Genomic DNA, 23916 nt, shown 5'->3' on the forward strand with positions numbered 1-23916 from the left:
CGGCCCACCCCCGGAAGCCTGGATCAATCAACCAACCCAAACCAACGAACTGTCACAGACAGCTTGATAAATTCCGAGTTCCCGCGTCGCCAGACCATCCGCGCGTCGCCCGGCGTTTTGAGCGTCGAAGCCTTTACGCGTACACCTTCTCCAGGAACCCACCCCAGCCCTTGGCGGTCAGTTCGGTGTCGCCGTTGCCGCTGAAATCGTGCACGGTCATGCCCACGGGGGCGCCGAAGGAGTTGCGGCCGAAGAAGCGGTAGAGCGCGTCGGCCGTCCGCAGGCCCAGGAAGTGCTGGTTGGAGAAGTCAACTTCCCCGCTCAGCCGCCCAACGCCGTCGACGTCCACCTCAACAGCGGAACCCTGCGGAACGCCGTCGACGCCGAGCGCCTTCTTCAGCTGCACGAAGCCGTCGGAGGTCTGCGAGGCCGCCGGGCCCTGGATGTCCGTGAAGACCACGGGCTTGCCGTCGAAGAACTGCAGGTACTGGCCCAGGGTGTGCAAGTAGAACTCGGTGTGCTTGCTGGCGCCGTCGTACTGTTCTTCCCAATTGTCCGCGAAGATCCCGCTGTGGACATAGTGCAGTTTGGCCCGGCCGCCGTCGAGCGGTTCGAGTACGTGCTCCAGTTGGTTGAACCAGCCGTCCGGCCCGTCCATCCGGGTGACAAGGTGGCTGGGGTATTCGTCCACGGTTTTCACGGCCGGCCATTCATCGGTGGGGAACATCCATGCCGAGGTGTCCTGGGCGACAGCCTGCCAGACCCGTTCAGGAGTGCCGGGCAGTTCGGTGTCGGCCACGATTTCGAATTCACGGTTGTCAGTCATTGTCCTGTTCCTTTTCTGGAGAGTGCTGTGTGTTTGTTTTGAGTGCGGGATGAAGTACGACGACGAGGCGGTGCTTGCGTGCGCCGCTCACCGTTCCCCCCGAAGCAGCGGCTCCGCCGTCGTGGTACTTGTCCACGAGGCGGGTCACCGCGACGCCGAGCTCCTCGGCAAAAGCGGCGCGGTCCGAGGCCGAGCGGAAGGTGATTTCGCCGTCGATCGCGAAGCTCGCAAGCTTCTTCTTGGCCGCGGCGGCGCCCGCTATCAGCTTGCCCATCTCCTGGACCGTCCGGGCCGCGAGGGCCAGGAGCCAGAAAGCGGAAAAGCGATCCGAGAAGCGTCCGGGATCCGGCGCCACAGACGCGAGCGCCACTGGCGAGATCAGGTACGACGCCGCCGTCGCGCGCAAAACGCGTTCGGTGACGTTGCCCTTCTTCCGTTCCTCCACAAGCTCGACGAGCCCATGCCGCTCAAGGGCCTTGAGATGGTAGTTGACCTTCTGCCGGGGCAGGCCCACCTTGACCGCCAGCTGCGTGGCGGAACCGGGCTCGGCCAGCTCCTGCAGAATGCGGGTGCGGATCGGGTCCAGCGAAGCTTCCGCCGCGGCGGGGTCCTCGATCACTTCGATGTCCAACATGCTTCCATTGTGCTTACCGACAACTTTTATTGTCAAGAACTTTTTTTTCGTCGGATGCTCACGGGAGTTCCGCACTTAGCGGCCGCCGGTAGAATGGATCGGTGATGCAATCCCCCCTTCCAGTGCGCGACGGCGTCAACGCCACCCGTCTGCGCCTCCCGGACGGGGGGCCTTGGGACACCGCGATGGACTACATGATGCACCGCTGGGGCCACATCGATCCCCAAGGCATCGAGGACAGGTTCGACGCCGGTGAAATCGTCGGCGAGGGCGGCGCACCCCTTGACCGCCAGACTCCCCTCGAAGAACACACCTTCATTTGGTACTACCGCACCCTCCCGCCGGAGACTCGCATGCCGGTGGAGATCGACATCCTGCACCAAGACGAGCATCTCCTGGTGGTGGACAAGCCCCACTTCCTGCCCACCACCCCGGGCGGGACCTACATCCAGGAATCAGCGCTGGTCCGGCTCCGGAACCAACTGGACCTGCCAGACCTGATCCCGATGCACCGACTCGACCGCATGACCGCCGGTGTCCTGCTGCTCTCCACCAACCCGGAGACCCGCGGCAAGTACCAGGTGCTCTTCGAAAAACGGCAGGTGCAAAAGGAGTACGAGTGCGTCTCGGCGGCGGCACCCGCCGCAGGCTTTCCCGCCGTCGGGTTCCCCGCCGTCGTGCGCAACCGCATGACCAAATCCCGCAGCTACCTCCTCGCCGAAGTCGTCGACGGCGAACCTAACGCGGAAACCCGCATTGAGCTGCTGAGAACGTTCGACGGCGGCACTCACGACGCCGGCGTGGCTCGCCGAGCGCTCTACCGGCTTGAGCCCCACACCGGAAAGACCCACCAGCTTCGGGTGCACATGGCTTCGCTCGGACTGGGAATCGTGAACGACGCGTTTTACCCCGAGCTCCTGGACAAGGCCCCGGACGACTACTCCAAGCCCCTGCAGTTGCTCGCCCGCGGCATCCGCTTCGTGGACCCCATCAGCAAGCAAGCCGTGGAATACCGAAGCCGCCTCGAGTTAAGCGAAGACCGCCCGGCCTGACGCCACCCTCCCCCAACGCTCGCTCAGGTATGAGGGCCCAATCCCCAACGCTCGCTCACCTCTGGCGCCCTTTCCGCCAACGCTCGCTCACCTAAAATAAGGGACATGTCCATCTTGGGGTCATATCTGCAGAAGGGTTGACCGCACGGGCGGCCTATCTGCAGGAGGGTTGACCGCACGGGCGGAATATCTGCAGGAGCGTCCGGCCAAACACCCACATATGTGATCGAGGGTCGGCGTGGACACCCGGTGCGGCGCCGAAACCAAGGTGCGTTCCGCACCCAGAGCGAGCCCGGCGTATAAGCTCAATCTTGCCGGCCCGGCAACCGCTGGCGGTGTTCGATCTCGCGAAAAGGAACCACATGGCCCACGCTGAAAACGAAGTCTCGATCAACCGCCCCGCAAACGACGTCTACGCCTTCTTGGCGGACGGGCTGAACAACAAGCTCTGGCGTCCGGCCGTCAAGACTGTTGCCCTGGCGAGCGGCGAAGCAGGCGCAAAGGGTGCCGTGTACTCCCAGACCTTGGCAGGCCCCGGCGGCCGTTCGATCGATGGCGATTACGAAATCGTCACAGCCCAGCCCGGCAAGCGCCTCGATTTCCAAGTGATTGCCGGACCAGCCCGCCCGACTGGATCCTTCACCTTGGACGAAACCAACGGCCGCACCACGGTGCGCTTTGCCTTGGATCTTCAGCCCAAGGGCTTCATGAAACTCATGGGATCCATGATCACCAAGACCATGGAATCGGAAGTCGGACAGCTTGGACAGCTGAAGACTGTTCTTGAAGAGGGCCCCGCCTGACGCCCCGCCAACGCACATGCGGGGCCCAAAGTGAATAAGCAACGCGTGACTATGCCCCCGGCATCATGCCGAGCTGAACCATCATTCCGGCGACATCGGGGTGGGCACTGAACGAGGTGATCTTGCCGTCCCGGACTGAAACAAAGTAGGTCCCGGTGCCCTTGACGCTCTTTCCTGTTGCAGGCACTTCCATGCCTCCAACCACGAAGGGGCCGGTGTTTGTGCCTGTGAATTCTATTTCGCCGGCTACAGCGTCCTCGCTCACCACTCTATTGGTGCTTCGGACATGCATATCGGGAAACGCGGTGAACCATGTCTCCATGTATTGCCGCACTTGGTCCGTCGAATGTAGGGCCTCGGGCAGCGAAACGTCGGACAGCGTGAAATCATCCGCGAACATGCCAGCGAAGTCGTCGGCTTTGTGCTGGTCCCAGGCCGCTAAACCCTGTTCGTCCAGCTGCCGAACTTCTTCGATCAACATCACGCACCTCCCTAAACTCGGCCCCGGCAGGGAGAGCCGGGACTCTGTTTTTTGATCTTAGGACGGGCGCGTGACAGCGACAATGAGCTGCAGAAACCATTGGTCCCCGACGGCAGTCAGGGCCCAAACACGCTCCGAAACACTTCGGCAGTCTCGGCGCTGAACAGCACAAATTCCACGAGTTCCAACCCACTGGAGCTTTCGGCACCAACCCGGCCGACGGCGTCGAGCGCCACAGTGGCGACCTCCTCCGCGTCCCAGCCGTAGACTCCCGCGCTGATCGCGGGGAAGGCAACGGAACGCGCTCCGAGGGACACCGCCACTCCCAGGCTCTCGCGGAAACACGACGCCAAAAGTTCCGGATCGTTCTGGCCGGCGTGCCGGTTGGGGCCAACGGTGTGGATCACCCATCGGGCAGGCAATTTGAAGCCGGGAGTGGCCACGGCCTGGCCCACCGGCAGGCCATGCGGGTACCGCTCGCGCACCTCCATGCATGCCGCGAGGAGCTCCCGGCCGGCGGCGCGGTGGATGGCGCCGTCGACCCCGCCGCCGCCCATCAAAGACGAGTTGGCCGCGTTGACGATCGCGTCGACGTCGCGCGTGGTGATGTCACCTTGCAGGATCTCGAGCCGCATGGCGCCAGTCTTCCACGGCACTCAGGCGAATGCACCAAAGTGGGGTAATTTGAGGCCATGGACATGACCACCGCTGAAGGCTGGGGAGCTGCGATCTATTTCTGGATCATCCCCATGGTGGTGGGCAATGCGATCTTGCCACCCATACCCTCCGGAATGCTCGTGATCACCGGTGGCGCGCTGGCCGCTGAGGGCCGGGTGAACCCGTGGCTGTTGGGTTTGTTGGCCGCCGGCGCGTCCTGGCTGGGCGACATCCTCGTTTTCCAACTCTTCAAGCGCCGGCTGGGACATGTCCTGGACCGCTGGGTTTGGGGCCGCAAGGTCCACCGCGGCATCCATCAGGCCATCGCCAAGGCCGGCCGCTCCTCCACTTACGGCGCGATCATCGGCGGCCGGTTCATACTGGGAGGGCGGCTCGCGGCGTCGGCAGCCGCGGGAATCGCCGAGGTTTCCTCGCGCGGGTTCAGCCTCTGCGCCGGCTTGGGCGGGCTGTTGTGGGCGGCGTGGCAGACCGGACTGGGTTACTTTGCGGGCTCGACGACGAAGCTTCCGTTCTGGGCAAGCTCCCTGATCGGCGTCGGCGTGGGACTGCTGATCGGCATCGTCGTTGGCGTGATCGTCACGCGCAAACGGGGCGACCGCTCACCGGTGGACGAGCCGGGCGAGCCGCCGCACCTTTAGGCGCTGCCGCCGTCGGACTCAGATCGGCGACCATTTCCCCCGCTTGCGGCGCAGCACGGATAGGTTCCCTGTGAGCGCTACGCGTTCGACGGCGTCGCGCATCATGGCTGCCGACGTGCGGGCCTCGCCGTTCTCACCCGGATAGTCGCGCGGCTCCACGAGGAAGCGAAGGCTGATCTGGGCGACGCCACCAACAATGTCCAGCTGATTGGATTCGACATGGTGCCGCGTTTCCAAGGCCTCGAGCGCAGCGGCCATCACCGACTCCGGCGGATTGCCTAGCTTGAGCCCGGTGATCTTCAACTTGGTCTGGAACGAAGGCATCCCTCAACCCTAAACGCTCACTCACGTGTGGCGCCCCCGCCGGAAACGCTCGCTCACTTGGTGTTAGCGAGCGTCGCGGGAAACACCCACAAAAGTGAGCGAGGGTCCCAAGGAACCAACCCTCGCTCACATATGAGCCTTTCCAGACCAACGCTCTTCGATGTGAGCCCACCTCCAGATGCCCAACGCGAGAATCCACGTCACGATGAACAGCCCCACGATCAGGTATCCGACGGCGTTGAGGTCCAGTCCGCCGACCGCGGCCAGCGGGCCGGTGCTGATCCCGGTCCTCTTGACGAGGATCGAAACGAGCTCGACGGAACCGATGCCCAGCGCCACGGCGACGGACAGTCCTGTGATCACGATGTTGTAATAGGCCCTGCGGACAGGCCTGGACAACGCCCATCCGTAGGCGAAATTCATGAAGACGCCGTCAATGGAGTCCAACAAGCTCATTCCAGCGGCAAACAGCACCGGCAGCGTCAGGATCGCGTACCAAGGAAGAGTGGAGGCCGCCGCCCCACCCGCAAGAATCAGCAGGCTCACTTCCGTAGCGGTATCGAATCCGAGGCCGAACAGCAATCCCACGACGTAGACCTGCCAAGGCCGGCTGATCAGGCGCGTGACCCTGCGGTACACCCTGTTCAAAAGTCCGCCGTTGGCTGACAACGCCTGGTCAAGCTCGACGGCGGTGTACTCACCTCGCCGCATGCGGCGGACAGTCTTGACGATGCCCAGGAGCACTCCGAGGTTCAAGATGCCGATGGCGTAAAGGAATATCCCCGAGACAGTTGTGCCGAACAACCCGAAGAAAGAGTGGAGTTCCGTGCCGGCCGTGCTCGTGTTGTCCGCAAGGTTTCGGATGCCCGCGGCAAGCAAGGCACACATGCCGAAGACAATGCTGGAGTGTCCCAAGGAAAACCAGAATCCCACGGACATCCGCCGCCGGCCATCGTTGCAGAGTTTCCGGGTGATGTTGTCGATCGCGGCAATGTGGTCCGCGTCGAAGGCATGGCGCAGGCCGAGGGTGTATGCGGCCACGCCGAGGCCTACGCCGAAAGCCCCTGCAGGAACACCGTGGACGCTTCCTGATGCAGTCACCGCGACGAGCATGCCCCAGCCCACCGCATGCAGGAACGCGACAAACACGGCCATGCCACCGATCGACGCCCGCTCGGGTCGCGTGAGGCCGCGGTGGAAGCCGCTCATCCTGGCTGGTCGCGTAGCTGCCGTTTGCTTCATGGTTCGAGCCTCGGGTCCCACATGCGATGCAGAGCGATTGAATGGCCTGCCCTAGCTAGCGGAAGTATACGCCGGAGTCAAGTTGAGTGGTTGCGCTTTGTCCGGAGCAAGCCTATCTTGGCAACAAGGAGTGCCAGCATGCACGAACTCTCAATCACGCAGAGCCTTGTTTATGCCGTTCTGGAATGTACCGGAGAACGGCCGGTCACCGGCGTGAATCTTCGAATTGGACCGCTTTCCGGCGTGCTACCTGACGCCATGCGTTTTTGCTTCGACATAGTTTCCGCAGGCACCTCGCTCGCCGGAGCACAACTGAAGATCGATGAACCAAAAGGCCAGGCTCGATGCAGGAGCTGCGGCACGGAATTTGAACTAGAGGACCTAATCCTGCTGTGTCCCTGCGGAAGCGCCGACGTCGAAGTGCTCAGCGGCCGCGAACTCATGGTGATGTCTGTGGAGGTGGCTTGAGGTATGTGTACTACATGCGGATGTGGCGACGAGACTAACACCAGGGTCTCCACCCTGGATGGGACTCAACCCATCTTGGAGCACCAACACCCGCATGAGCACGAGCACCCGCACCCCCACGAACACCCCCACACCCACGAGCACCCCCACACCCACGAGCACCAGCCGGTAACCATCACGCTTGAGCAAAACCTGCTCGCCAAGAACGATCTGCTCGCAGCGAGGAACCGCGGCTGGTTGGCGGGACGCGGAATCCGGGCGCTGAATGTCATGAGTTCCCCGGGCGCCGGCAAGACCACCCTCCTGGTCCGGACGCTGACGGACCTCGGCGGGCAACTCCAGGCCGGCGTCATTGAGGGGGATCAGGAAACGTCCTTGGACGCAGACCGGATCCGGGCCGTAGGCCGCCCGGTCATCCAGATCAATACAGGAGCCGGCTGCCACCTCGACGCCGATATGCTCCAGCGCGGCCTTGACGCCCTGGATCCTCAGCCCGGTTCCACGGTTTTCGTTGAGAACGTAGGCAACTTGGTGTGCCCTGCGCTCTTTGACCTCGGCGAAACGGCCAAGGTCGTCATCATTTCAGTGACGGAAGGCGATGATAAACCGCAGAAATACCCGCACATGTTCATGGCAGCGGATCTGGTGATCGTCAACAAATCGGACCTGCTCCCCTATGTTGACTTCGACGTCGACGATTGCCTGCGGCAGATCCGGCAGATCAACCCGCGTGCCGATTTCCTGGTCCTCTCCGCCACCACCGGTGACGGCCTCGCCGCTTGGTATGACTGGCTAGACGGCTCAACATCCCGGTCAGATTCCTTGACTGAATCTCTATCAGACGCACATTGAGCCCGATTCGGGCCGCTGAAAGAGGCAACGATGCCTACTGAAACTTCCCTCAAGGCCGAAGAAGCCCTTATTCACGTGCTGTGGATCAACGCCGGACTCAGTTGCGACGGCGATTCGGTCGCCTTGACGGCGGCCACGCAACCAAGCGTCGAGGAGATCGCGCTCGGCGCCCTGCCCGGCCTGCCACGCATTGCCATGCATTGGCCCTTGATCGACTTCGAATGTGGCCCCCAGGAGGGAGCCGACGACTTCCTGGAGTGGTTCCGGAAAGCTGACCGCGGTGAGCTGGAGCCGTTTGTCCTGGTGGTTGAGGGGTCCATCCCCAATGAAAAACTGCACGACGACGGCGGCTACTGGTGCGGGTTCGGAAACGACGTCAATACTGGCCAGCCGATCACTACAAGCGAGTGGTTGGACCGCCTCGCGCCGAAGGCCACCGCGATCATCGCCGCAGGAACATGCGCAACGTACGGCGGCATCCATGCCATGGCGGGAAACCCAACGGGCGCCATGGGGGTCCCTGACTACCTGGGCTACGACTGGAAGTCCAAGGCCGGAATCCCGATCGTTTGCGTCCCGGGTTGCCCCATCCAACCGGACAACCTTTCCGAGACCATCACCTACTTGCTGTACCAGGCCACTGGACAAGCTCCCATGATTCCTCTGGATGACGCACTGCGGCCAACCTGGTTGTTCGGCAGGACAGTCCACGAAGGCTGCGACCGGGCCGGCTACTACGAACAGGGCGACTTCGCCACCGAGTACGGCTCCCCCAAGTGCATCGTCAAGCTGGGGTGCTGGGGTCCCGTGGTGAAGTGCAACGTGCCCAAGCGTGGCTGGATGAACGGCATCGGCGGCTGCCCGAACGTCGGTGGCATCTGCATCGGCTGCACCATGCCGGGCTTCCCGGACAAGTTCATGCCGTTCATGGACGAGCCTCCCGGCGGCAAGCTCTCCACCAACTCGATCAAGCCCTACGGATCCGCTATCCGCGCCCTTCGGCATATCACCACCCACACCCTGGACCAGGAGCCGAAGTGGCGCCGGCCCGGACGCGAGCTCCTCACTGGCGCGAAGCGCACTTGGTAACCACCTCCTCTTCCAGACAGGCGAAGCACAATGACCTCCACTATTCCAATGAATTCCGGGAGCGAAACGGGCAACAACAACCTGGTGGAGATGAACTGGGACCCGATTACCAGGATCGTCGGCAGCCTCGGCATCTACACCAAAATCGATTTCGCGAACAACCAGGTTGTGGAATGCAAGAGCACCTCCTCAATCTTCCGGGGCTACTCCATCTTCATGAAGGGTAAGGACCCGCGGGACGCCCACTTCATCACCAGCCGAATCTGCGGGATCTGCGGCGATAACCACGCAACCTGTTCCTGTTACGCACAAAACATGGCCTATGGCGTGAAACCACCGAACCTAGGTGAGTGGATAGTGAACCTCGGCGAGGCCGCCGAGTACATGTTCGACCACAACATCTTCCAAGAGAACCTTGTCGGCGTGGACTACTGCGAAAAGATGGTGTCCGAAACCAACCCCGGCGTCCTGGTCAAGGCTGAGAACACCCGCGCGCCGCACGAAGCTGAGCACGGCTACCGCACCATCGCGGACATCATGCGGTCCCTCAACCCGTTCACCGGAGAGTTCTACCGCGAGGCACTGCAGGTCAGCCGCGCCACCCGCGAGATGTTCTGCCTCATGGAAGGCCGCCACGTCCACCCTTCAACGCTCTACCCGGGCGGCGTGGGAACGGTTGCCACCATCCAGCTGATGACGGACTACATCACGCGGCTCATGCGGTACGTGGAGTTCATGAAAAAGGTCGTCCCCATGCATGACGATCTGTTCGATTTCTTCTACGAAGCACTCCCCGGTTACGAACAAGTTGGCCTGCGCCGCACCCTCCTTGGCTGCTGGGGCTCACTCCAGGACCCGGACTACTGCAATTTCGAGTACAAGGACATGACCCAGTGGGGCCGGAAGATGTTCGTCACCCCCGGAGTCGTCGTTGATGGCAAGTTGGTCACCACAGACCTGGTGCGCATCAACCTTGGCATCCGGATCATGCTCGGTTCCTCGTATTACGAGGACTGGGAAGACCAGGAAATGTTCGTCACGCATGATCCCTTGGGCAACCCGGTGGACCGCCGGCACCCGTGGAACCAGCACACCAACCCAAGGCCGCAAAAGCGGGATCTCTCGGAGAAGTACAGCTGGGTCATGTCTCCGCGGTGGTTCGACGGCCAGGACAACCTGGCGCTCGACACGGGCGGCGGACCGCTCGCCCGCCTCTGGGCAACCGCACTGGCCGGACTGGTTGATATCGGCTACATCAAATCCACCGGAAAGAGCGTGCAAATCAACCTGCCGAAGACGGCCTTGAAGGGCCCCGTATCCTTCGAGTGGAACATCCCGCAGTGGAGCAACACGATCGAGCGCAACCGCGCCCGCACCTATTTCCAGGCCTATGCCGCCGCGGCCGCCCTGCACTTCGCAGAAAAGGCGTTGGAGGAGATCCGCGCAGGCCGGACCAAGACCTGGGAAACCTTTACGGTCCCGGACGAAGCCATCAGCTGCGGCTTCACCGAGGCGGTGCGGGGTGTCCTGTCCCACCACATGGTGATCCGCGACGGCAAGATCGCCAACTACCACCCGTATCCCCCGACTCCCTGGAACGCCAGCCCCACGGACTCCTCCGGAACCGCCGGACCTTACGAGGACGCCGTGCAAGGGCAACCGATCTTCGAGGAGAACGATCGGGAGCACTTCAAAGGCATCGACATCATGCGCACGGTTCGCAGCTTCGATCCCTGCCTTCCTTGCGGCGTCCACATGTATTTGGGCAACGGCCAGACCCTGGACAAGCTGCACTCCCCCACCCAGACCCTGACCGGAGAGTAAGAACGCCATGCACGGCGGGGACCGGGCGCAGCAGGCGGGCGACAGAATCAGTACCCTCCTCGATGCCCTCGGCGCCGGCGGAGCTGTTGCCCGCGGACGCGCCGAGGACCTCGTGCGGGAGGTGACTGACCTCTACGGCGCCGGACTCGAGCGGATCCTGGAAATCCTCGATGACCAGGGAAAGCTCGACGACGACACCCTGGGCGTGCTGGCCGCGGACGAGCTCGTGTCCGGCCTCCTGATCATTCACGGGCTGCATCCGCAGAATCTGGAACAACGGGTGGCCGCCGCGCTCGACAGCGTCAGGCCGTACCTCGGTTCGCATGGCGGCGACGTGGAGTTGTTGGACATCAGCGCCGCAGGCGTCGTGCGGCTGAAGCTGCTCGGCACTTGCCAAGGCTGCCCGTCGTCGTCGGTCACGCTCAAGTACGCCGTCGAGGAGGCGATCGAAACCGCAGCCCCTGAAGTGACTTCGATCGAAGTCGTCGAAGAGGAAAAGCACGCCGCTACGCCGGCGCTTATCCCGGTGGAGGCGCTTATGGTGCGGGTCGCCGATCACGGGCCTGCCGCCGTCGGGCACGGGTCCCGCGGGCTTTCCGGATCGTGGGAGCCGGTGCCCGAGATCGCGGGCCTTGAACCTGGCGAGGTTGCGGGCTTCCTGATAGGCGATTACGCGGTGCTGGCCTGCCGGACCGGCCAAGATGTGTACGCCTACCGGGACTATTGCCCGCGCTGCATGGGCCCCATGAAAGGGGCGGCCCTCCAGCGGGCCCTCGCGGCACCCACCGGCGGAGGCCTGCTGCGTTGTCCCACCTGCCGCGGCCACTACGACGTTCGTCGGGCCGGCGCCTGCCTTGAAGACAAGGCCCTGCACCTGGATCCCCTGCCGCTGTTGGTCCGCGACGGAGTGATGTCAGTGGCCGTCCCGGCGACTTCCGGGCAGGGAGGCTGACGTGGCAGGCACGAACGCGAATGGCTTGCCGGTCGCCCTGCTGCGGAGGATCGCCTCCGTCAGGCCAGCTCCTATTGCCGGCGAGCGCTGCGAGATGTGCGGCGAACCCATCCCCGAAGAGCATCAACATGTGGTGGACATTGAGAGCCATGCCATGATGTGCACCTGCCGGCCCTGCTATCTCCTGTTCACCGACAGCACCGCCCACTTGCGTTACCGCTCCGTTCCGGACAGGTACCTCTCCTTCCCGGACTTCGAGTTGGGTCCGGGCCAATGGGATGAGTTGGAGATTCCTGTGGGATTGGCGTTCTTCTTCCGGAGTTCCACGCTTGACCGGACGGTCGCCTTCTATCCAGGTCCCGCTGGCGCTACGGAATCCGAGCTTCCCCTCGACGCTTGGGACGCGGTGCTGGCCCGCAATCCCGCGCTTTCCGCGGCTGCTCCGGACACCGAGGCCCTCCTGATCCGCGGCCCCGGCCCCGATCGACCGGAGGCCGACTGCCATTTGGTCCCCGTGGACGCCTGCTACGAACTGGTCGGGCACCTGCGGCGCGTCTGGCGAGGGTTCGACGGCGGACAGGAGGCCCGCGAGCAACTCGCCGAATTCTTCGAGCGGATCGGCAGGCGAAGCAAGCCCCTTCGCGAGGGCAACCGGGGGCACGAAAGCAGCCGCATGTCCGTCCCGGGAGGCCCGCAATGACGGGTCTCAATTTCACAGTGCTTGACCTTCAGCCCGAGCCCTACGCCGCCGCCCCGCAATTGACGGCCCGGTTGCGGGTGACCGAGTCCACGGGGGCCGTAGTGCATGCCATCGCGCTGCGCTGCCAGGTGCGCATCCTCCCCCAGCGCCGCGGCTACGCGCCGGAAGAGGAACCTGGCCTGCTTGACCTGTTCGGCGAGCGCGGCCGGTGGCCCACCACCCTGAAGTCTTTCCTCTGGCTTCAGTGCAGCACCCTTGTGCAGGGATTCACCGGTGCCGCCGACGTCGACCTCGCGCTGCCATGCACCTTTGACTTCGATGTGGCGGCCTCAAAGTACCTCCACGCACTACGCGACGGCGAGATCCCGCTCGAGTTTCTGTTCTCGGGCACCGTGTTCACCAAAGGCCTGACGGGATTCGGAGTGGAGCAGGTGCCGTGGGACCTTGAGGCGTCTTATCGTTTACCGGTCGCTGCGTGGCACCAGTTGATGGACCTGTATTTCCCTAACACGGGGTGGATCCGCCTGGACCGGGAGGTGCTGGCGGCCCTGTCGCAGTACAAATCGGCGCGGGGCTTGACCTCGTGGGACGCGACGGTGGAAGCGTTGCTTTCCGGCAACGCTGCGGTGGCGGGAGAGCCCCTGCCATGAATATGAGCTTGAGCCTTGCGCGCGCCGTCGCGGACGCCGTCCTCTACGAGGGCTACCTTTTGTACCCCTACCGCGCATCCTCGCAGAAGAACCAGTCGCGCTGGCAGTTCGGGATCCTGGGGCCGCCGGGGGCCGCTTTGGCCGGGGCGGGCGAAGAGCCGGACATGTTCGCCGACTGCCTCCTCAGCCCGGGCCCGCACGCCGAATTGGAGGTCCACCTCCGCTTCCTACAGCTCCAGACCCGCACGGCGGAAAAAGCGGACGACGGCGGAGGGTTCAGTCCCGTGGACGAGCTCACCATCGGGGCCAAGCGTTGGCTGAGTTGGGATGAGGCGATTGAGCAGGAAGTCACTCTTGGGCCGTTTTCCGTGGCTGGGCTGATCGGCGAGGATGGGCCCTTGGCTCTACCCATCGAGATAGCAGCGGGCATCGACGTCGAGGACCTGGACGCTTCCGGCTTGGACGGCGTGGTGCCGCTGCCCGGCCGCCTGGTGCGCCGCCGTCGTGCGCTCCAGGGGGAAGTGCGGCTGGAGGCCTCCGACGCAGGAAGGGGGCTTGTGCGTTTGCGGGTGGCCGCGTCGAACACCGCTGCGCTGCCGGAGCCGATAGGCAAACAAGATGCCATCGCCGTCTCGTTCATCGGAACCCACCTGCTGTTGAGCGCTCATGATGCCGATTTCGTTTCGCTGCTTGAGCCACCGGAAGGGGCCCTTCAGGCTGCGCAATCGTGTGCCCAGCACCGTTGCTGGCCCGTGCTTGCGGGTCCGGAAGGCCAACGTGATGTACTGCTGGTCTCACCGATCATCCTGTACGACCACCCCGCAGTGGCCCCGGAAAGTTCGGTGGCCTTGTACGACTCCACGGAGATCGACGAAATCCTCACACTGCGCGTGTTGACGCTCACCGAAGAGGAGAAGGCCGAAGCCCGCGCCACGGACCCGCGCGCGGCGGCGATCATCGACCGTTGCGAAGCGATGTCCCCGGAAGAGTTGCAGCAGCTCCATGGAATCCTGCGCAATCCCCATTCCCTGGCCGAACCGTCGCTCGCGGAACCGTCCTTTGACGAGCCTCTCTTTGATTGGCCGGCGGTCCAGACTCCGGAGGGCGCCCTTACCCCGGATCCCGCCGAGGACCTCCCGTGGTGGGAGCCCGAGGCGGAGGCAAGAGTCCAGCCGGAAGCGGACGCCGTCGTGATCAATGGTGTTCCGGTGGCGCGCGGCAGCCGGGTGAGGGTCACTCCCCGAAGGCGGGCCGACGCGCAAGACCTGTTCTTCGCCGGCCAAACCGGCAGGGTCACCAGCGTGCATTTCGACGTCGACGGCAGCACCCACGTTGGTTTGGTGCTTGAGCAGGACCCTGCAGCGGATCTCCATGAAGGCTACGGCAGGTCCTTCTACTACGCGCCCGATGAGCTTGAACCGCTGGAGGCGCTGGAACCGCTTGGTCCGCTGCCGCCCGGCGGCGACCCCGAAACGCAGGAGGGAAAGGAAGGCCCGTGATGAGGGTTATAGGAATTGCCGCCGTCTGGCTGCTGGCCGCTGTGGGTCTTGGGGCGGTCTATGTGGGACTTCGTTCGATCCCGGACATCCAGCGTTACATGAAGGTGCGCCGGATGTGAACTCCGTGCCTTCTGGAGCGCCCGCCGTGTCTGCTCGGCAGGCGGCAGCCCGGGTCTTGGTGGCAGGCGTGGGCAATATTTTCCTGCGCGACGACGGGTTCGGGCCGGAGGTGGCACGGCGGCTTGCGTCCGAGTCCGATCTATTGACGGCCGATGTCCGCGTGGTGGACTACGGCATCCGCGGTATGCATTTGGCCTACGACTTGCTCGATGGCGTGGAGGTCCTGGTCCTCGTGGACGCGGTGCCTTGTGAGCCTGAGCCGTCTTTGGAAAATGGGGAGCAGGCGCGTTGCGCGGCGGGAAGCATTCGCGTTATGCAAATCCGCTCTGAAGATCTTGACGGGCGCGCGGCTTTGGACCCTCACGGTATGAACCCCGCAGCCGTGCTTGGGCGGCTTCGCATCCTCGGCGGCGAACTGCCCACAACCTACGTCGTGGGCTGCGTGCCCGCGGATGTGAGCGAGGGAATCGGATTGTCGGACCCTGTGTCGGCCGCCGTGCCCGGGGCCGTTTCCGCGGTCGTATCCCTCCTCGCCCGCCACACACCCGTCAACCCATCCGTAACCGCTTAAGGGAGTACCGCCATGTGCCTTGGAATACCTGGTCAGGTCATCGAGCTTGTTGAGGGCTACGGCAACCAGCTCGCCCTTGTGGACGTTGCAGGGGTCCAGCGGAAGATCAACATCGGGCTCCTGGACGACGGTCCGCTGGAGCCCGGTACCTGGGTTCTCATCCACATGGGATTTGCCCTGGAACGGGTGGATGCTGAAGGCGCGGAACTCGCCCTCAGCGGCCTGGAGTTGATGGGCCAGCCACGGGAGCCGCAAGCGGGAGCCAGCCAGGCCGCCGTCGAGGGCTGACCGCCGTCATGGCTCGATGGACGGACCAGTTCCAAGCACCTCCTGCGTCACTTTCGCCAGTACTTGGGGTTCGGCAGCAACCTCAAGCTCACCCTTGGCCAGAGTCAGCCTCAGCACGCTCCAGCCCGGAAACAGATGGCGGTGGTGAGTGCGATCAGCTAGCTCTGGCTGTTGAGTGAGTTCCACGACGTCGAGCGTTTTGGGCCTGCCCAGCGGAACGTCGGTGCCGTCCATGGTCTCCTGGAAAACAATCTTTCCCGGACCGCAGCGGGCAATGCCACCTGCCCACAGGTCTCCCAACGATCCGGGTGCCGAACCCGGATAGCGTATATGCACGATGCTGATCCCTTGTTCGTCCAGTGCACTCTTCCTTTTCATTTGCGCGCGCATAAGGAGGAACCACACCGCAGCCCACCACCCGATATTAAATACGACCATGAAGAGTGCGCGAGGCCAGGGAACCCCCGTGGCCAAAGAGACAAGGAAGACCACCACGGCAGTGACGGCAAGGAACCAGGGTAAGAGAAGCTTCCTGTGGAGCCAGATCCAGTCCCTCGGGCTTGCGGAAGTCAAGGCCCTGACCTCGATTGACCCGTTCGGGCCCTCAGGAGCACCCATACGATGACTGAAAAGACTAGGGCCATGAGCCCGACTGGAATCAGGGCGGCCGACCAGTCCATTAGTCCGGTGAGGGCTGAGATTGCCGCACCTCCAGCGACGATGACGATACCCGCAACTAAGAGGGAAACCCCGATCCGTTTCCAGGTTTTCGCATCACGTTCGCTGAGTGACGCGGTCCTGAGGTTCGCCGCGGACGCCGGTTCGAATAGTTGGGACAATCCCATGCCAAGAAACATGCTGTAGAGGGTGGGAGTCGGACTCCGTCGCGGGCTGGCGATGCTGAGAATCAGGAGCACCAACCCCGTTCCGCCTAGGACAACGGAACTCGCGTACTTCCATCGACGGCGCGTCAACATCAGACGGTCTCGCCTGCTCCGACCGATCAAAATGACCACTCCGGTTGCCCCGAGAAACACGTGGGCGACGGCAACCAAGATTCGCGTGAGCGGGTCGACGGCCGGTCCAACCACCAGCCAAATCAGCGACGCCACGGCGATCCCGATGATCGTCACGCTGGCCGCGACTCTGACTATTGGCTGCCATCTTTGATCGCCAGCGGCAGCGTCAGGCCCGATTGAGTTCCGCATCTAGTGTTCTAGCGCGATCGCGGCGCCACGGTGTTCAACGCCCGTGTTGGCGATCTTGAGATGGCGCGCCGTGAAGTGCTTCAGCTGCTGGAGTTGATGCGGAGTGAGCCGGTCACACACCCAGTCCCAGTGCAACGAGACGGTGTCGCCAACGCTCAATCCGGCGATGAATCCGGTCCCATTCACGGCAAATTTGGCCGACTCCACCGCGGGTTCACCGACGCCTAGCGCCACTCCGTCCCACACAAGGGGCCTCGAACTGACCACGGCCTCGTCGCCGGTGATGGCCAAGACCTCACCCCACCGGATCCGGCACCGGTCAAGCACATTCAAAGCGGTTGCGTACCGTCGCTCGTCACGGAGCAGGCCCAGCCAAGGATAGATCTCAAAGACATGGAAGCTGTGGTGCGGCACTCCGCCTGCCAGTACGCCTTCAACCAAATGCGGGAACTGCAGGCCAGTGCGGGCCCGGAACCGATTTTCCATCGAGTTCCCGATGTTTGTGATGCCCACGGAATCCAACAGGCTGTTGCCCACCCAATAGGCCTCCACTACGCGGGCATCGAGCGGATCCGCTATCCCGGTGGAACCCGCGATGAGTTCAAGGTACGGCCACGCCCCCGCGAAGCCTTTGGCGAGTTGCCGTAGCCCTTGATCAGTGACGCCGGATTGGCCGTAGTGAAGCAGCGCATCACTGTCCGGAGGCCCGCAGCTGCCCCGGGCATTCGGCGGATAAGCGTAGCGGACAAACAACTGCGCACCATCGACGATCATCGCGTGGCCACCTTCTACAAGGGTCTCTTGAAAGTAGCACCGGGGCAGACCCGGGACAAGGGATTCGCGGTCCTCCGCAGCCGCAAAATCGTTGACACCCAAACCCTACGAGCGGATGCTGTGAAGACCGACGCACAGAGGGGTCAAACCATGGGAACCTCCGAGCTAGACCGCCGCACTGCCCTCCAGATCCTCGTGGCTGGCGGCTCCGCCACCTTCCTTGCCGGATGCAGCGGCCCAGCCGGCTCCGCACCGCCGTCGTCCGCTTCCGCAGTGTCGTCCGCATCCAGCATCAGCGTCACCGACCAGCGCGGCAAGACGGCAACCTTTGCCCGCCCGGTCACGCGGGTTGTGACCATTCCGATGCCGGCAGCATCGCTGCTTGTCGCCGTCGACCAAAGCTCGGATCACCTGGCCGCCATGCACAACGTTTCGTGGATGGCCATGCGCGACGGCGTCATGGGGACCATGTTTCCCGGCGCCCTGAACATCCCGCACGATATCGCCGCGCAGGACTTCACTCCGAACGTAGAGAGCGTGCGCGCCCTGAATCCCGACGTCGTCATCCAGTGGTCGGACGCGCAACTGGTCGAACCGCTCGAAAAAGCAGGGCTCACCGTCATTGGCCTGAAAAACACCGGCACCCAGCAGGACGTGGACGCCTGGATCACGATGTTTGCCGCAATGCTGGGAAAACCCGAGCGCGCCGTCCAGATCAAGGCGCGGAGCGACCAGGAACTGGCCGCCATCCAGTCGCAGGCGGCTGCACGTACCCCCAAAGGCCCCAGCGTCCTGTACTTCAACAGGTTCACGGGCGGCCTCAAAGTTGCGGGCGCCAACAGCTACAACGACTTCTACATCAAGCTCATCGGGGCTACCAACCCCGCCACCGGAAAGGACCCGCTGCCGGGCTCCGGGATGATCGGCCTGGACGTGGAACAGGTCCTGAAATGGGATCCGGAAGTCATATTGTTGGGTAACTTCGACAACGCCATGCCACAAGATATCTACTCGAACCCCGTGTGGCAGAACGTTTCCGCCGTGCGCTCCCGCCGGGTCTATAAAGTGCCCCTAGGCGGGTACCGCTGGGATCCTCCCGGGCAGGAGTCGCCGCTCATGTGGCATTGGCTCGCCGATATCGCCTTCCCCCAGGAAAAGTCTCCGCTCCGGAGCAAGGTCAGCGACTACTTCCGCTTCCTGTACAACCACGAGCCCACAGCCGACGAACTGAACAAGATCCTCTGGACTTCCAACAACAGCGCTTCCGCCAACTACCAGCAATTCAATGCTTGATGAAACCAGCCCTCCCCGCCTGCGTCGCCGCCACGAACCCAAGCAACGCGGTCTGAACCGCACCGGCTCAGGCAGCGCGCGCCGTCGTCGTCCGCTCTCACGGGAACGAGCCGGGCTGGGACCCCGCGACCAGCGGCGCGAACCCACCGTCGTTGTGCCCATCGCGCTGGCCGCCGTGTTCCTCATCGCGGCAGGACTGTTGGCGCTGGCAGTAGGCCGCTACAGCGTTCCCCTGGGGCACGTCGTCGAGATCCTGGCCTCCCGGTTAGTCCCGTTCCCTAACGAAACGAGCAGCACAGAGCAGAACGTCGTGCTGCTTGTCCGGATGCCCCGAATCCTGCTCGCGGCGCTGGTGGGCGGCGGACTGGCGCTCGGCGGCGCAGCCCTGCAGGCCGTTTTCCGCAATCCCTTGGTTAGCCCGGAAATCATCGGCGTCTCGGCCGGGGCGTCTTTCGGCGGCGCGCTCGCGTTGCTGCTGGGTCTCGAGTCAGCGCTCCTGGTCACCGGCTCTTTTGCATTCGGCATGATCGCCCTTGCAACCTTGTTCCTGATCACTTCGGGCCGCGGGGGGACGCCGATGTTGATGGTCGTGCTCGGCGGCGTGGTCACGGGATCGTTCTTCTCGGCCCTCGTCGCATTGGTGACGTATGTCGCGGATCCGAACACCACCCTGCCCGCCATCGTGTTCTGGCTCCTCGGGAGCGTGGCCACGGCCACCTTCACCAAAGTGCTGGTTGCCGTGGTCCCCATCTTGGGCGGCGCCGTCGTACTGTTGGCCCTACGCTGGCGGATCAATGTGCTTTCCTTGGGCGACGACGACGCCGCGGCCCTGGGCGTGCGGCCGCGGCCGCTGCGCTGGGTGGTGCTGCTTGCGGTGGCGCTGATCGTGGCCGGAGCCGTCGCCGTCAGCGGCGCGGTGAGCTGGGTGGGCTTGGTGGTTCCGCACCTTGCCCGCATGTGGGTGGGGCCTGACCACCGGGTGCTGCTTCCCGTGTCCTTCCTGCTCGGCGCCACCTATATCGTCTTGGTGGACACGGTGGCCCGGACGGCAACCGCCGGTGAAATCCCCCTAGGCGTCCTCACGGCGCTGATCGGCGCACCCGTGTTCTTCCTGCTCCTTCGCCGCAACCGGGAAAGGATCTGGGAGAGTGCTTGAGCTGGACCAGGTGGGCTTTGGCTACAACCAGCGGAAATGGGTCTTTCGGGACGTGAGCTTCAGGGTGTCCCCGGGCACGGCAACCGCAGTGTTGGGACCTAACGGAAGCGGTAAGACCACCTTGGTTCGCTGCGCTGCCGGGCTGCTGGCGCCCGTGGAAGGGGTGGTTCTCGGGGAGCAGAGCGCGGGGTTCGTGCCCCAGGCGCATGGCAGCGCCTTCGCCCACCGCGCGCTGGACATGGTGTTGATGGGGCGGGCGAGGCATGTGGGCGTTTTCCGCACGCCGGGCTATGCCGATCGCGCCGCAGCCTTGGAAGCCATGGAACGAGTGGGCGCCGCCGACCTCCAAGACCGGCTCTTCCCCACCCTGAGCGGCGGTGAGCAGCAACTGGTTCTGATAGCCCGGGCCATCGCCGCAGGCTCACCCCTCTTGGTCCTCGACGAGCCGGTCACCGGCCTCGACCTGAAGAACCAGGTGCGGGTCTTGACGCTGCTGCGCGAACTCATGGCCGATGGCATGGCGTTGCTCCTGAGTACCCATCATCCGGACCACGCGATGCACCTTGCTAGTCAGGTAGTCCTCTTGGGCCGAACCGGCGCACGCGCCGGCCTCGCCTCTGAGCTGCTAACCGACACCGAGCTTTCGCGCCTCTACGGCGTTCCCGTCAGCACCCTGTCGTATTCCGACGACGGCGTGCCCCGCATGACGATCGTGGTGGATTACGGGCCAAATGTGCAGGAGCGTTCCGGCGAACGCCCGCATAAGTGAGCGAGCGTCGGACCCGGGTGACGCCCGCTCACGTATGAGCCCTTCCAGCCCGACGCTCGCTCACATATGAGCCCAAACGGCGGCACCCTCCTGCAGATGATCTGCAGGAGGGTGCCCGAAAACGCCCATATAAGTGAGCGAGCGTCGGAAGGTAGGGGACAAAGGGGGAGGGAACCGGCTAGCCGGTGTTGCGGAGGCCGGCGGCGACACCGTTGACGGTGATGAGCATGGCCCGCTGGAGGCGTTCGTCGATCTCGGCGCCGGAAATGGAGGCTTCCCGGACGCGGCGCAACAACTCCACCTGCAGGTAGCTGATGGGGTCGAGGTATTGGTCGCGGATTTCGAGGGAGCGTTTGAGTGTCGGCTGGGCTTCCAGGAGCTCGGTCTCGCCGCTCAGGAGCTCCACCTCTGCGACCGTGAGATCGTACTCAGCGCGGATCGCCTTGAAGAGATGGTGGAGCTCTTCCGGAACCAGCGAGGACACATAGTGCCCGGCGATGTCCATGTCCGTCTTGGCCAGGGTCATCTCCACGTTGGAGATCACCGACTGGAAGAAGTGCCAGCGCTCCATCATCTCCGCGAGCTCAGCCGTATTGCCTGCCTCGCGTGCGGCCTTGAGGCCCGACCCCACGCCGAACCAGCCCGGAACGATCTGCCGCGACTGCGTCCAACCGAACACCCACGGGATGGCCCGGAGACCACCCAATCCTGCGCCGGAATCGGGGCGCTTGGAGGGCCGCGAGCCGATGTTCAGGGATCCGAGCTGCTCCACCGGCGTCGAGGCCAGGAAGTACGCGGGCAGGTCCGGATCGTCGATCAGGGTGCGGTACCGGGCAAACGCGGCATCGGAAATGATCTCCATGACCTGGCCGTAGCGTTCGCGCTCATCGTCGGAGGTGCGCGGGGTGCGGTGCAGCGCGGAGCCCTGCATCACGGCGGCCAGGGAGAGTTCCAGGTTTTCGCGGGCGAGCTCCGGCAGGGAGTACTTGTCCGAAATGACTTCGCCTTGCTCGGTGAACTTGATGGCGCCTTCGAGCACGCCATTGGGCTGGGCCATGATGGCGTCGTAGGTGGGTCCGCCGCCACGGCCTACGGAGCCTCCGCGGCCATGGAACAACCGGACGTTTACGCCGTGCTTGGCGGCGACGTCGCGCAATTTGCGCTGGGTTTTGTGGATCTCCCACTGGCTGGTCATCACGCCGGACTCCTTGTTGGAGTCCGAGTAGCCGAGCATGATCTCCTGGACATCCCCACGCAGCCGGACGAGCTCGCGGTAAGAGGGATCCGAGAGCAGCAGGTCCACGATTTCGGCCGAGGCACGCAGCTCTTCCACGGTTTCAAGGAGGGGGGCGAATCCGATCTTGGCATAAGGAGCCGAGCCAAAGAGATCGATTAGCCCGGCTTCGCGTGCAAGCACCGCGGCGGCAAGGACGTCGTCCGCGCCGCGCGTCATGGAAATGATGTAGGTCTCGACGACGTCCGGCCCGTAAGTCTGGAGGGCGTGGCGGATGCTGCGGAAGACGTCGTACGTGCGGTCGCCGTCGCCGTCGAGCTTGATGGGGTGGCCGGAGAGCGGCCGGCGCGAAGCCAGCTCCGCGCTCAGCCGCTCGAAGCGTTCGGCGCGGCTCAACTCCCCGTAGGGCGTCCTGACGCCGAGCCGGTCCACCAATTGCCCGACGGCGTCGTGGTGGTAGTCGGCATGTTCACGGATGTCGAGGGTCGCCAGGTGCAGCCCGAACGAGGCGATCGCGCGGCGGACGCGGGCCAGGGCGCCGTCGGCCACGAGCGCGGCCGAGTGCTTGCGTAGCGAGGCTTCCATCAGCTCGAGTTCGGCCAAAAGCTCCGAGGTTGAGGCGTAGTCGCGGCCGGCTTCGTGGTAATTGGACGCAGCCACGCGGCGGCCGGTGTTGATGAGCTTGGCCTTGATGCACGTCAGTTTGAGGCGGTACGGCTCCTGCGCGTTCAGCTCAAGGATGCGCTTGTCCAGGCCGGGCAGGTTCCTGAGGTCGACGGCGATCGAGTCCAGGAGGTCTTCTTCCGTATCCACCAACGCGGTGGAGTTCGAGAGGACTGAAATCAGTTCGTCGATCATCGAGATGCTGATCCGCACGGCATGCTGGTTTTGAAGCTGCAGGATTTCGCGCGTGACCGAAGCGGTGACGTTCGGGTTGCCGTCGCGGTCTCCGCCGATCCAGGAGCCGAAGCGGATGGGGGCGCTCTGCGCGGGCAGGACCACGCCGTGCTCACTCAACAGTTCAGTAAGGTCCGTGAGCATTTCCGGCATGGCGTCGGTCAGGATGCTGCTCAGGTAGTAGATGGCGTTGCGGGCCTCGTCCACCGGGGTGGGACGCACTTGGCGCAGTTCGTCCGTCTGCCACATCTGGTCGATGATCTCGGCGAGCCGGCGGTCCTGGCGACGGCGGGCGGCCGTGCCCTCAAGGGTGGATTCGGCCAGCACGTCTGAGAGCTTACGGATCTTGTCCAGCACGGAACGGCGGGATGCCTCGGTGGGGTGCGCGGTGAAAATGGGGCGAACGTCCAGCTCATTGACGACGTCCTGCAGGGCCTGGGTTCCTGCCTCATCGGCGATCTCGGCCACGGCTTTGGCCAACCAGCCGTCCTTTTCCTGGCGTGTGCGCAGTCCGCGGACGCGGTGCACTTGCTCGGCGGCGTTGGCGAGGTGGAAATAGAAGGCGAAGGCGCGGACCAGCTCAGTGGCTTCCTCAAGCGGCAACGAGGCGAGCAGCTCCCGGACCTGGGCGACGACGTCGTGCGCGCTCCACGGGCCGGTGGCGTCAGCGCCGCCCCGGGCGGCTTCCTTGGATTCCTTGGTGAGCAGGCGTACCTGCTCGACGAGCTGCAGCAGCTCCGGGCCGTGCTGGCGGACCAGCGACTCTCCGAGAAGCGTGGAGACGCGGCGGACGTCGGCCCGGAGTTCCGCGGCAAGGTCGGTGCTGAGATGTGCAGTGTCAACCATGAAAAATACCTTCTGGCGTTGGGTGTGGCCCGTACACTGCGCTGGATA

At 64.0% G+C, this 23916-nt stretch carries 27 protein-coding genes; 17 read left to right on the forward strand and 10 right to left on the reverse strand.

Features of this window, described 5'->3' with window-relative positions; genetic code table 11:
• Window positions 1-133: 133 nt before the first annotated feature.
• Window positions 134-826, reverse strand: a complete 693-nt coding sequence (locus OOZ51_RS17695; protein WP_265981085.1) for an SRPBCC family protein — start codon at window positions 824-826, stop codon at window positions 134-136.
• Window positions 819-1460 (reverse strand): ArsR/SmtB family transcription factor, encoded by a 642-nt coding sequence (locus OOZ51_RS17700; RefSeq protein ID WP_265981086.1) that lies wholly within the window; start codon window positions 1458-1460, stop codon window positions 819-821. The genes OOZ51_RS17695 and OOZ51_RS17700 overlap by 8 nt, the downstream gene beginning before the upstream one ends.
• A gap of 104 nt (window positions 1461-1564) precedes the next feature.
• On the opposite strand from OOZ51_RS17700, the gene OOZ51_RS17705 reads away from it, so the two are divergent.
• Together OOZ51_RS17705 and OOZ51_RS17710 are read left to right on the forward strand one after the other, a co-directional pair.
• Entirely contained in the window at window positions 1565-2512 is a 948-nt protein-coding gene (locus OOZ51_RS17705; RefSeq protein WP_265981137.1) for an RluA family pseudouridine synthase, read from the forward strand.
• A gap of 362 nt (window positions 2513-2874) precedes the next feature.
• Window positions 2875-3315: an SRPBCC family protein gene (locus OOZ51_RS17710; protein ID WP_265981087.1), complete on the forward strand. Its 441-nt coding sequence runs from the start codon at window positions 2875-2877 to the stop codon at window positions 3313-3315.
• A 49-nt stretch (window positions 3316-3364) separates the two neighbouring features.
• Here the strand turns inward: OOZ51_RS17710 and OOZ51_RS17715 are convergent, their stop codons facing one another.
• Window positions 3365-3796: an ester cyclase gene (locus OOZ51_RS17715; protein ID WP_265981088.1), complete on the reverse strand. Its 432-nt coding sequence runs from the start codon at window positions 3794-3796 to the stop codon at window positions 3365-3367.
• Window positions 3797-3912: 116 nt separating this feature from the next.
• A complete protein-coding gene (locus OOZ51_RS17720) occupies window positions 3913-4431 on the reverse strand; it encodes an O-acetyl-ADP-ribose deacetylase (protein WP_265981089.1) in 519 nt (172 codons plus the stop codon).
• A gap of 57 nt (window positions 4432-4488) precedes the next feature.
• On the opposite strand from OOZ51_RS17720, the gene OOZ51_RS17725 reads away from it, so the two are divergent.
• Entirely contained in the window at window positions 4489-5112 is a 624-nt protein-coding gene (locus OOZ51_RS17725) for a DedA family protein (RefSeq protein ID WP_265981090.1), read from the forward strand.
• Window positions 5113-5130: 18 nt separating this feature from the next.
• Here OOZ51_RS17725 and OOZ51_RS17730 read toward each other — a convergent pair whose 3' ends face one another.
• Both OOZ51_RS17730 and nicT read right to left on the reverse strand, forming a co-directional pair.
• Complete coding sequence (locus OOZ51_RS17730) at window positions 5131-5436, reverse strand: hypothetical protein (RefSeq protein ID WP_265981091.1); 306 nt, start codon at window positions 5434-5436, stop codon at window positions 5131-5133.
• A 126-nt stretch (window positions 5437-5562) separates the two neighbouring features.
• On the reverse strand, window positions 5563-6678 hold the full coding sequence (gene nicT / locus OOZ51_RS17735) for a Nickel transporter NicT (RefSeq protein WP_265981092.1): 1116 nt from the start codon (window positions 6676-6678) through the stop codon (window positions 5563-5565).
• A 138-nt stretch (window positions 6679-6816) separates the two neighbouring features.
• On the opposite strand from nicT, the gene OOZ51_RS17740 reads away from it, so the two are divergent.
• Genes OOZ51_RS17740 through OOZ51_RS17785 form a run of 11 tightly spaced genes read left to right on the forward strand, consistent with a single transcriptional unit; the run spans window position 6817 to window position 15691 of the window.
• Complete coding sequence (locus OOZ51_RS17740) at window positions 6817-7146, forward strand: hydrogenase maturation nickel metallochaperone HypA/HybF (protein WP_265981093.1); 330 nt, start codon at window positions 6817-6819, stop codon at window positions 7144-7146.
• A 3-nt stretch (window positions 7147-7149) separates the two neighbouring features.
• Entirely contained in the window at window positions 7150-7998 is an 849-nt protein-coding gene (gene hypB, locus OOZ51_RS17745; protein ID WP_489667154.1) for a hydrogenase nickel incorporation protein HypB, read from the forward strand.
• 30 nt (window positions 7999-8028) lie between these two features.
• Complete coding sequence (locus OOZ51_RS17750) at window positions 8029-9087, forward strand: NADH-quinone oxidoreductase subunit B family protein (protein ID WP_265981095.1); 1059 nt, start codon at window positions 8029-8031, stop codon at window positions 9085-9087.
• A 30-nt stretch (window positions 9088-9117) separates the two neighbouring features.
• Complete coding sequence (locus OOZ51_RS17755) at window positions 9118-10911, forward strand: nickel-dependent hydrogenase large subunit (RefSeq protein WP_265981096.1); 1794 nt, start codon at window positions 9118-9120, stop codon at window positions 10909-10911.
• A 7-nt stretch (window positions 10912-10918) separates the two neighbouring features.
• Window positions 10919-11863, forward strand: coding sequence for a NifU family protein (locus OOZ51_RS17760; protein ID WP_265981097.1), 945 nt, complete (start codon window positions 10919-10921; stop codon window positions 11861-11863).
• Between the two features lies 1 nt (window position 11864).
• Window positions 11865-12563 (forward strand): DUF5947 family protein, encoded by a 699-nt coding sequence (locus OOZ51_RS17765; protein WP_265981098.1) that lies wholly within the window; start codon window positions 11865-11867, stop codon window positions 12561-12563.
• On the forward strand, window positions 12560-13213 hold the full coding sequence (locus tag OOZ51_RS17770) for a DUF6084 family protein (protein ID WP_265981099.1): 654 nt from the start codon (window positions 12560-12562) through the stop codon (window positions 13211-13213). The genes OOZ51_RS17765 and OOZ51_RS17770 overlap by 4 nt, the downstream gene beginning before the upstream one ends.
• A gap of 2 nt (window positions 13214-13215) precedes the next feature.
• Window positions 13216-14712, forward strand: a complete 1497-nt coding sequence (locus OOZ51_RS17775) for a hypothetical protein (RefSeq protein WP_265981138.1) — start codon at window positions 13216-13218, stop codon at window positions 14710-14712.
• Window positions 14712-14831: a DUF6893 family small protein gene (locus tag OOZ51_RS22555; protein ID WP_416346406.1), complete on the forward strand. Its 120-nt coding sequence runs from the start codon at window positions 14712-14714 to the stop codon at window positions 14829-14831. The genes OOZ51_RS17775 and OOZ51_RS22555 overlap by 1 nt, the downstream gene beginning before the upstream one ends.
• A 26-nt stretch (window positions 14832-14857) precedes the next feature.
• Window positions 14858-15403, forward strand: a complete 546-nt coding sequence (locus OOZ51_RS17780; protein WP_265981100.1) for a hydrogenase maturation protease — start codon at window positions 14858-14860, stop codon at window positions 15401-15403.
• A gap of 12 nt (window positions 15404-15415) precedes the next feature.
• On the forward strand, window positions 15416-15691 hold the full coding sequence (locus OOZ51_RS17785) for a HypC/HybG/HupF family hydrogenase formation chaperone (protein ID WP_265981101.1): 276 nt from the start codon (window positions 15416-15418) through the stop codon (window positions 15689-15691).
• Between the two features lie 6 nt (window positions 15692-15697).
• Here the strand turns inward: OOZ51_RS17785 and OOZ51_RS17790 are convergent, their stop codons facing one another.
• The 3 genes from OOZ51_RS17790 to OOZ51_RS17800 form a co-directional block, all read right to left on the reverse strand.
• A complete protein-coding gene (locus tag OOZ51_RS17790) occupies window positions 15698-16264 on the reverse strand; it encodes a hypothetical protein (protein WP_265981102.1) in 567 nt (188 codons plus the stop codon).
• A complete protein-coding gene (locus OOZ51_RS17795) occupies window positions 16261-16824 on the reverse strand; it encodes a hypothetical protein (protein WP_265981103.1) in 564 nt (187 codons plus the stop codon). The genes OOZ51_RS17790 and OOZ51_RS17795 overlap by 4 nt, the downstream gene beginning before the upstream one ends.
• Before the next feature lie 75 nt (window positions 16825-16899).
• Window positions 16900-17673: a DUF6390 family protein gene (locus OOZ51_RS17800; protein WP_265981104.1), complete on the reverse strand. Its 774-nt coding sequence runs from the start codon at window positions 17671-17673 to the stop codon at window positions 16900-16902.
• Between the two features lie 3 nt (window positions 17674-17676).
• Between OOZ51_RS17800 and OOZ51_RS17805 the strand changes: the two genes are divergently transcribed.
• The 3 genes from OOZ51_RS17805 to OOZ51_RS17815 are packed head-to-tail and all read left to right on the forward strand — an operon-like array spanning window position 17677 to window position 20891.
• Window positions 17677-18966 (forward strand): ABC transporter substrate-binding protein, encoded by a 1290-nt coding sequence (locus OOZ51_RS17805; protein WP_265981105.1) that lies wholly within the window; start codon window positions 17677-17679, stop codon window positions 18964-18966.
• The gene (locus tag OOZ51_RS17810; RefSeq protein ID WP_265981106.1) at window positions 18959-20122 is read left to right on the forward strand and encodes a FecCD family ABC transporter permease; all 1164 of its coding nucleotides are present in this window, start codon (window positions 18959-18961) and stop codon (window positions 20120-20122) included. The genes OOZ51_RS17805 and OOZ51_RS17810 overlap by 8 nt, the downstream gene beginning before the upstream one ends.
• Window positions 20115-20891: an ABC transporter ATP-binding protein gene (locus OOZ51_RS17815; RefSeq protein ID WP_265981107.1), complete on the forward strand. Its 777-nt coding sequence runs from the start codon at window positions 20115-20117 to the stop codon at window positions 20889-20891. The genes OOZ51_RS17810 and OOZ51_RS17815 overlap by 8 nt, the downstream gene beginning before the upstream one ends.
• Window positions 20892-21069: 178 nt before the next feature.
• Here the strand turns inward: OOZ51_RS17815 and ppc are convergent, their stop codons facing one another.
• Window positions 21070-23868 (reverse strand): phosphoenolpyruvate carboxylase, encoded by a 2799-nt coding sequence (ppc, locus tag OOZ51_RS17820; RefSeq protein ID WP_265981108.1) that lies wholly within the window; start codon window positions 23866-23868, stop codon window positions 21070-21072.
• Window positions 23869-23916 lie beyond the last annotated feature (48 nt).

It is taken from the genome of Arthrobacter rhizophilus (assembly GCF_026241105.1).
In the GTDB taxonomy this organism is placed as follows: Bacteria; Actinomycetota; Actinomycetes; order Actinomycetales; family Micrococcaceae; genus Arthrobacter.

Excerpts from the sequence above, each read along its gene's own strand:
- OOZ51_RS17695 (WP_265981085.1), bottom strand. The coding sequence starts at position 826 with ATGACTGACAACCGTGAATTCGAAATCGTGGCCGACACCGAACTGCCC.
- OOZ51_RS17700 (WP_265981086.1), bottom strand. The coding sequence starts at position 1,460 with ATGTTGGACATCGAAGTGATCGAGGACCCCGCCGCGGCGGAAGCTTCG.
- OOZ51_RS17705 (WP_265981137.1), top strand. The coding sequence starts at position 1,565 with ATGCAATCCCCCCTTCCAGTGCGCGACGGCGTCAACGCCACCCGTCTG.
- OOZ51_RS17710 (WP_265981087.1), top strand. The coding sequence starts at position 2,875 with ATGGCCCACGCTGAAAACGAAGTCTCGATCAACCGCCCCGCAAACGAC.
- OOZ51_RS17715 (WP_265981088.1), bottom strand. The coding sequence starts at position 3,796 with ATGTTGATCGAAGAAGTTCGGCAGCTGGACGAACAGGGTTTAGCGGCC.
- OOZ51_RS17720 (WP_265981089.1), bottom strand. The coding sequence starts at position 4,431 with ATGCGGCTCGAGATCCTGCAAGGTGACATCACCACGCGCGACGTCGAC.
- OOZ51_RS17725 (WP_265981090.1), top strand. The coding sequence starts at position 4,489 with ATGGACATGACCACCGCTGAAGGCTGGGGAGCTGCGATCTATTTCTGG.
- OOZ51_RS17730 (WP_265981091.1), bottom strand. The coding sequence starts at position 5,436 with ATGCCTTCGTTCCAGACCAAGTTGAAGATCACCGGGCTCAAGCTAGGC.
- nicT (WP_265981092.1), bottom strand. The coding sequence starts at position 6,678 with ATGAAGCAAACGGCAGCTACGCGACCAGCCAGGATGAGCGGCTTCCAC.
- OOZ51_RS17740 (WP_265981093.1), top strand. The coding sequence starts at position 6,817 with ATGCACGAACTCTCAATCACGCAGAGCCTTGTTTATGCCGTTCTGGAA.
- hypB (WP_489667154.1), top strand. The coding sequence starts at position 7,150 with ATGTGTACTACATGCGGATGTGGCGACGAGACTAACACCAGGGTCTCC.
- OOZ51_RS17750 (WP_265981095.1), top strand. The coding sequence starts at position 8,029 with ATGCCTACTGAAACTTCCCTCAAGGCCGAAGAAGCCCTTATTCACGTG.
- OOZ51_RS17755 (WP_265981096.1), top strand. The coding sequence starts at position 9,118 with ATGACCTCCACTATTCCAATGAATTCCGGGAGCGAAACGGGCAACAAC.
- OOZ51_RS17760 (WP_265981097.1), top strand. The coding sequence starts at position 10,919 with ATGCACGGCGGGGACCGGGCGCAGCAGGCGGGCGACAGAATCAGTACC.
- OOZ51_RS17770 (WP_265981099.1), top strand. The coding sequence starts at position 12,560 with ATGACGGGTCTCAATTTCACAGTGCTTGACCTTCAGCCCGAGCCCTAC.
- OOZ51_RS17775 (WP_265981138.1), top strand. The coding sequence starts at position 13,216 with ATGAGCTTGAGCCTTGCGCGCGCCGTCGCGGACGCCGTCCTCTACGAG.
- OOZ51_RS22555 (WP_416346406.1), top strand. The coding sequence starts at position 14,712 with ATGAGGGTTATAGGAATTGCCGCCGTCTGGCTGCTGGCCGCTGTGGGT.
- OOZ51_RS17785 (WP_265981101.1), top strand. The coding sequence starts at position 15,416 with ATGTGCCTTGGAATACCTGGTCAGGTCATCGAGCTTGTTGAGGGCTAC.
- OOZ51_RS17800 (WP_265981104.1), bottom strand. The coding sequence starts at position 17,673 with ATGATCGTCGATGGTGCGCAGTTGTTTGTCCGCTACGCTTATCCGCCG.
- OOZ51_RS17810 (WP_265981106.1), top strand. The coding sequence starts at position 18,959 with ATGCTTGATGAAACCAGCCCTCCCCGCCTGCGTCGCCGCCACGAACCC.
- ppc (WP_265981108.1), bottom strand. The coding sequence starts at position 23,868 with ATGGTTGACACTGCACATCTCAGCACCGACCTTGCCGCGGAACTCCGG.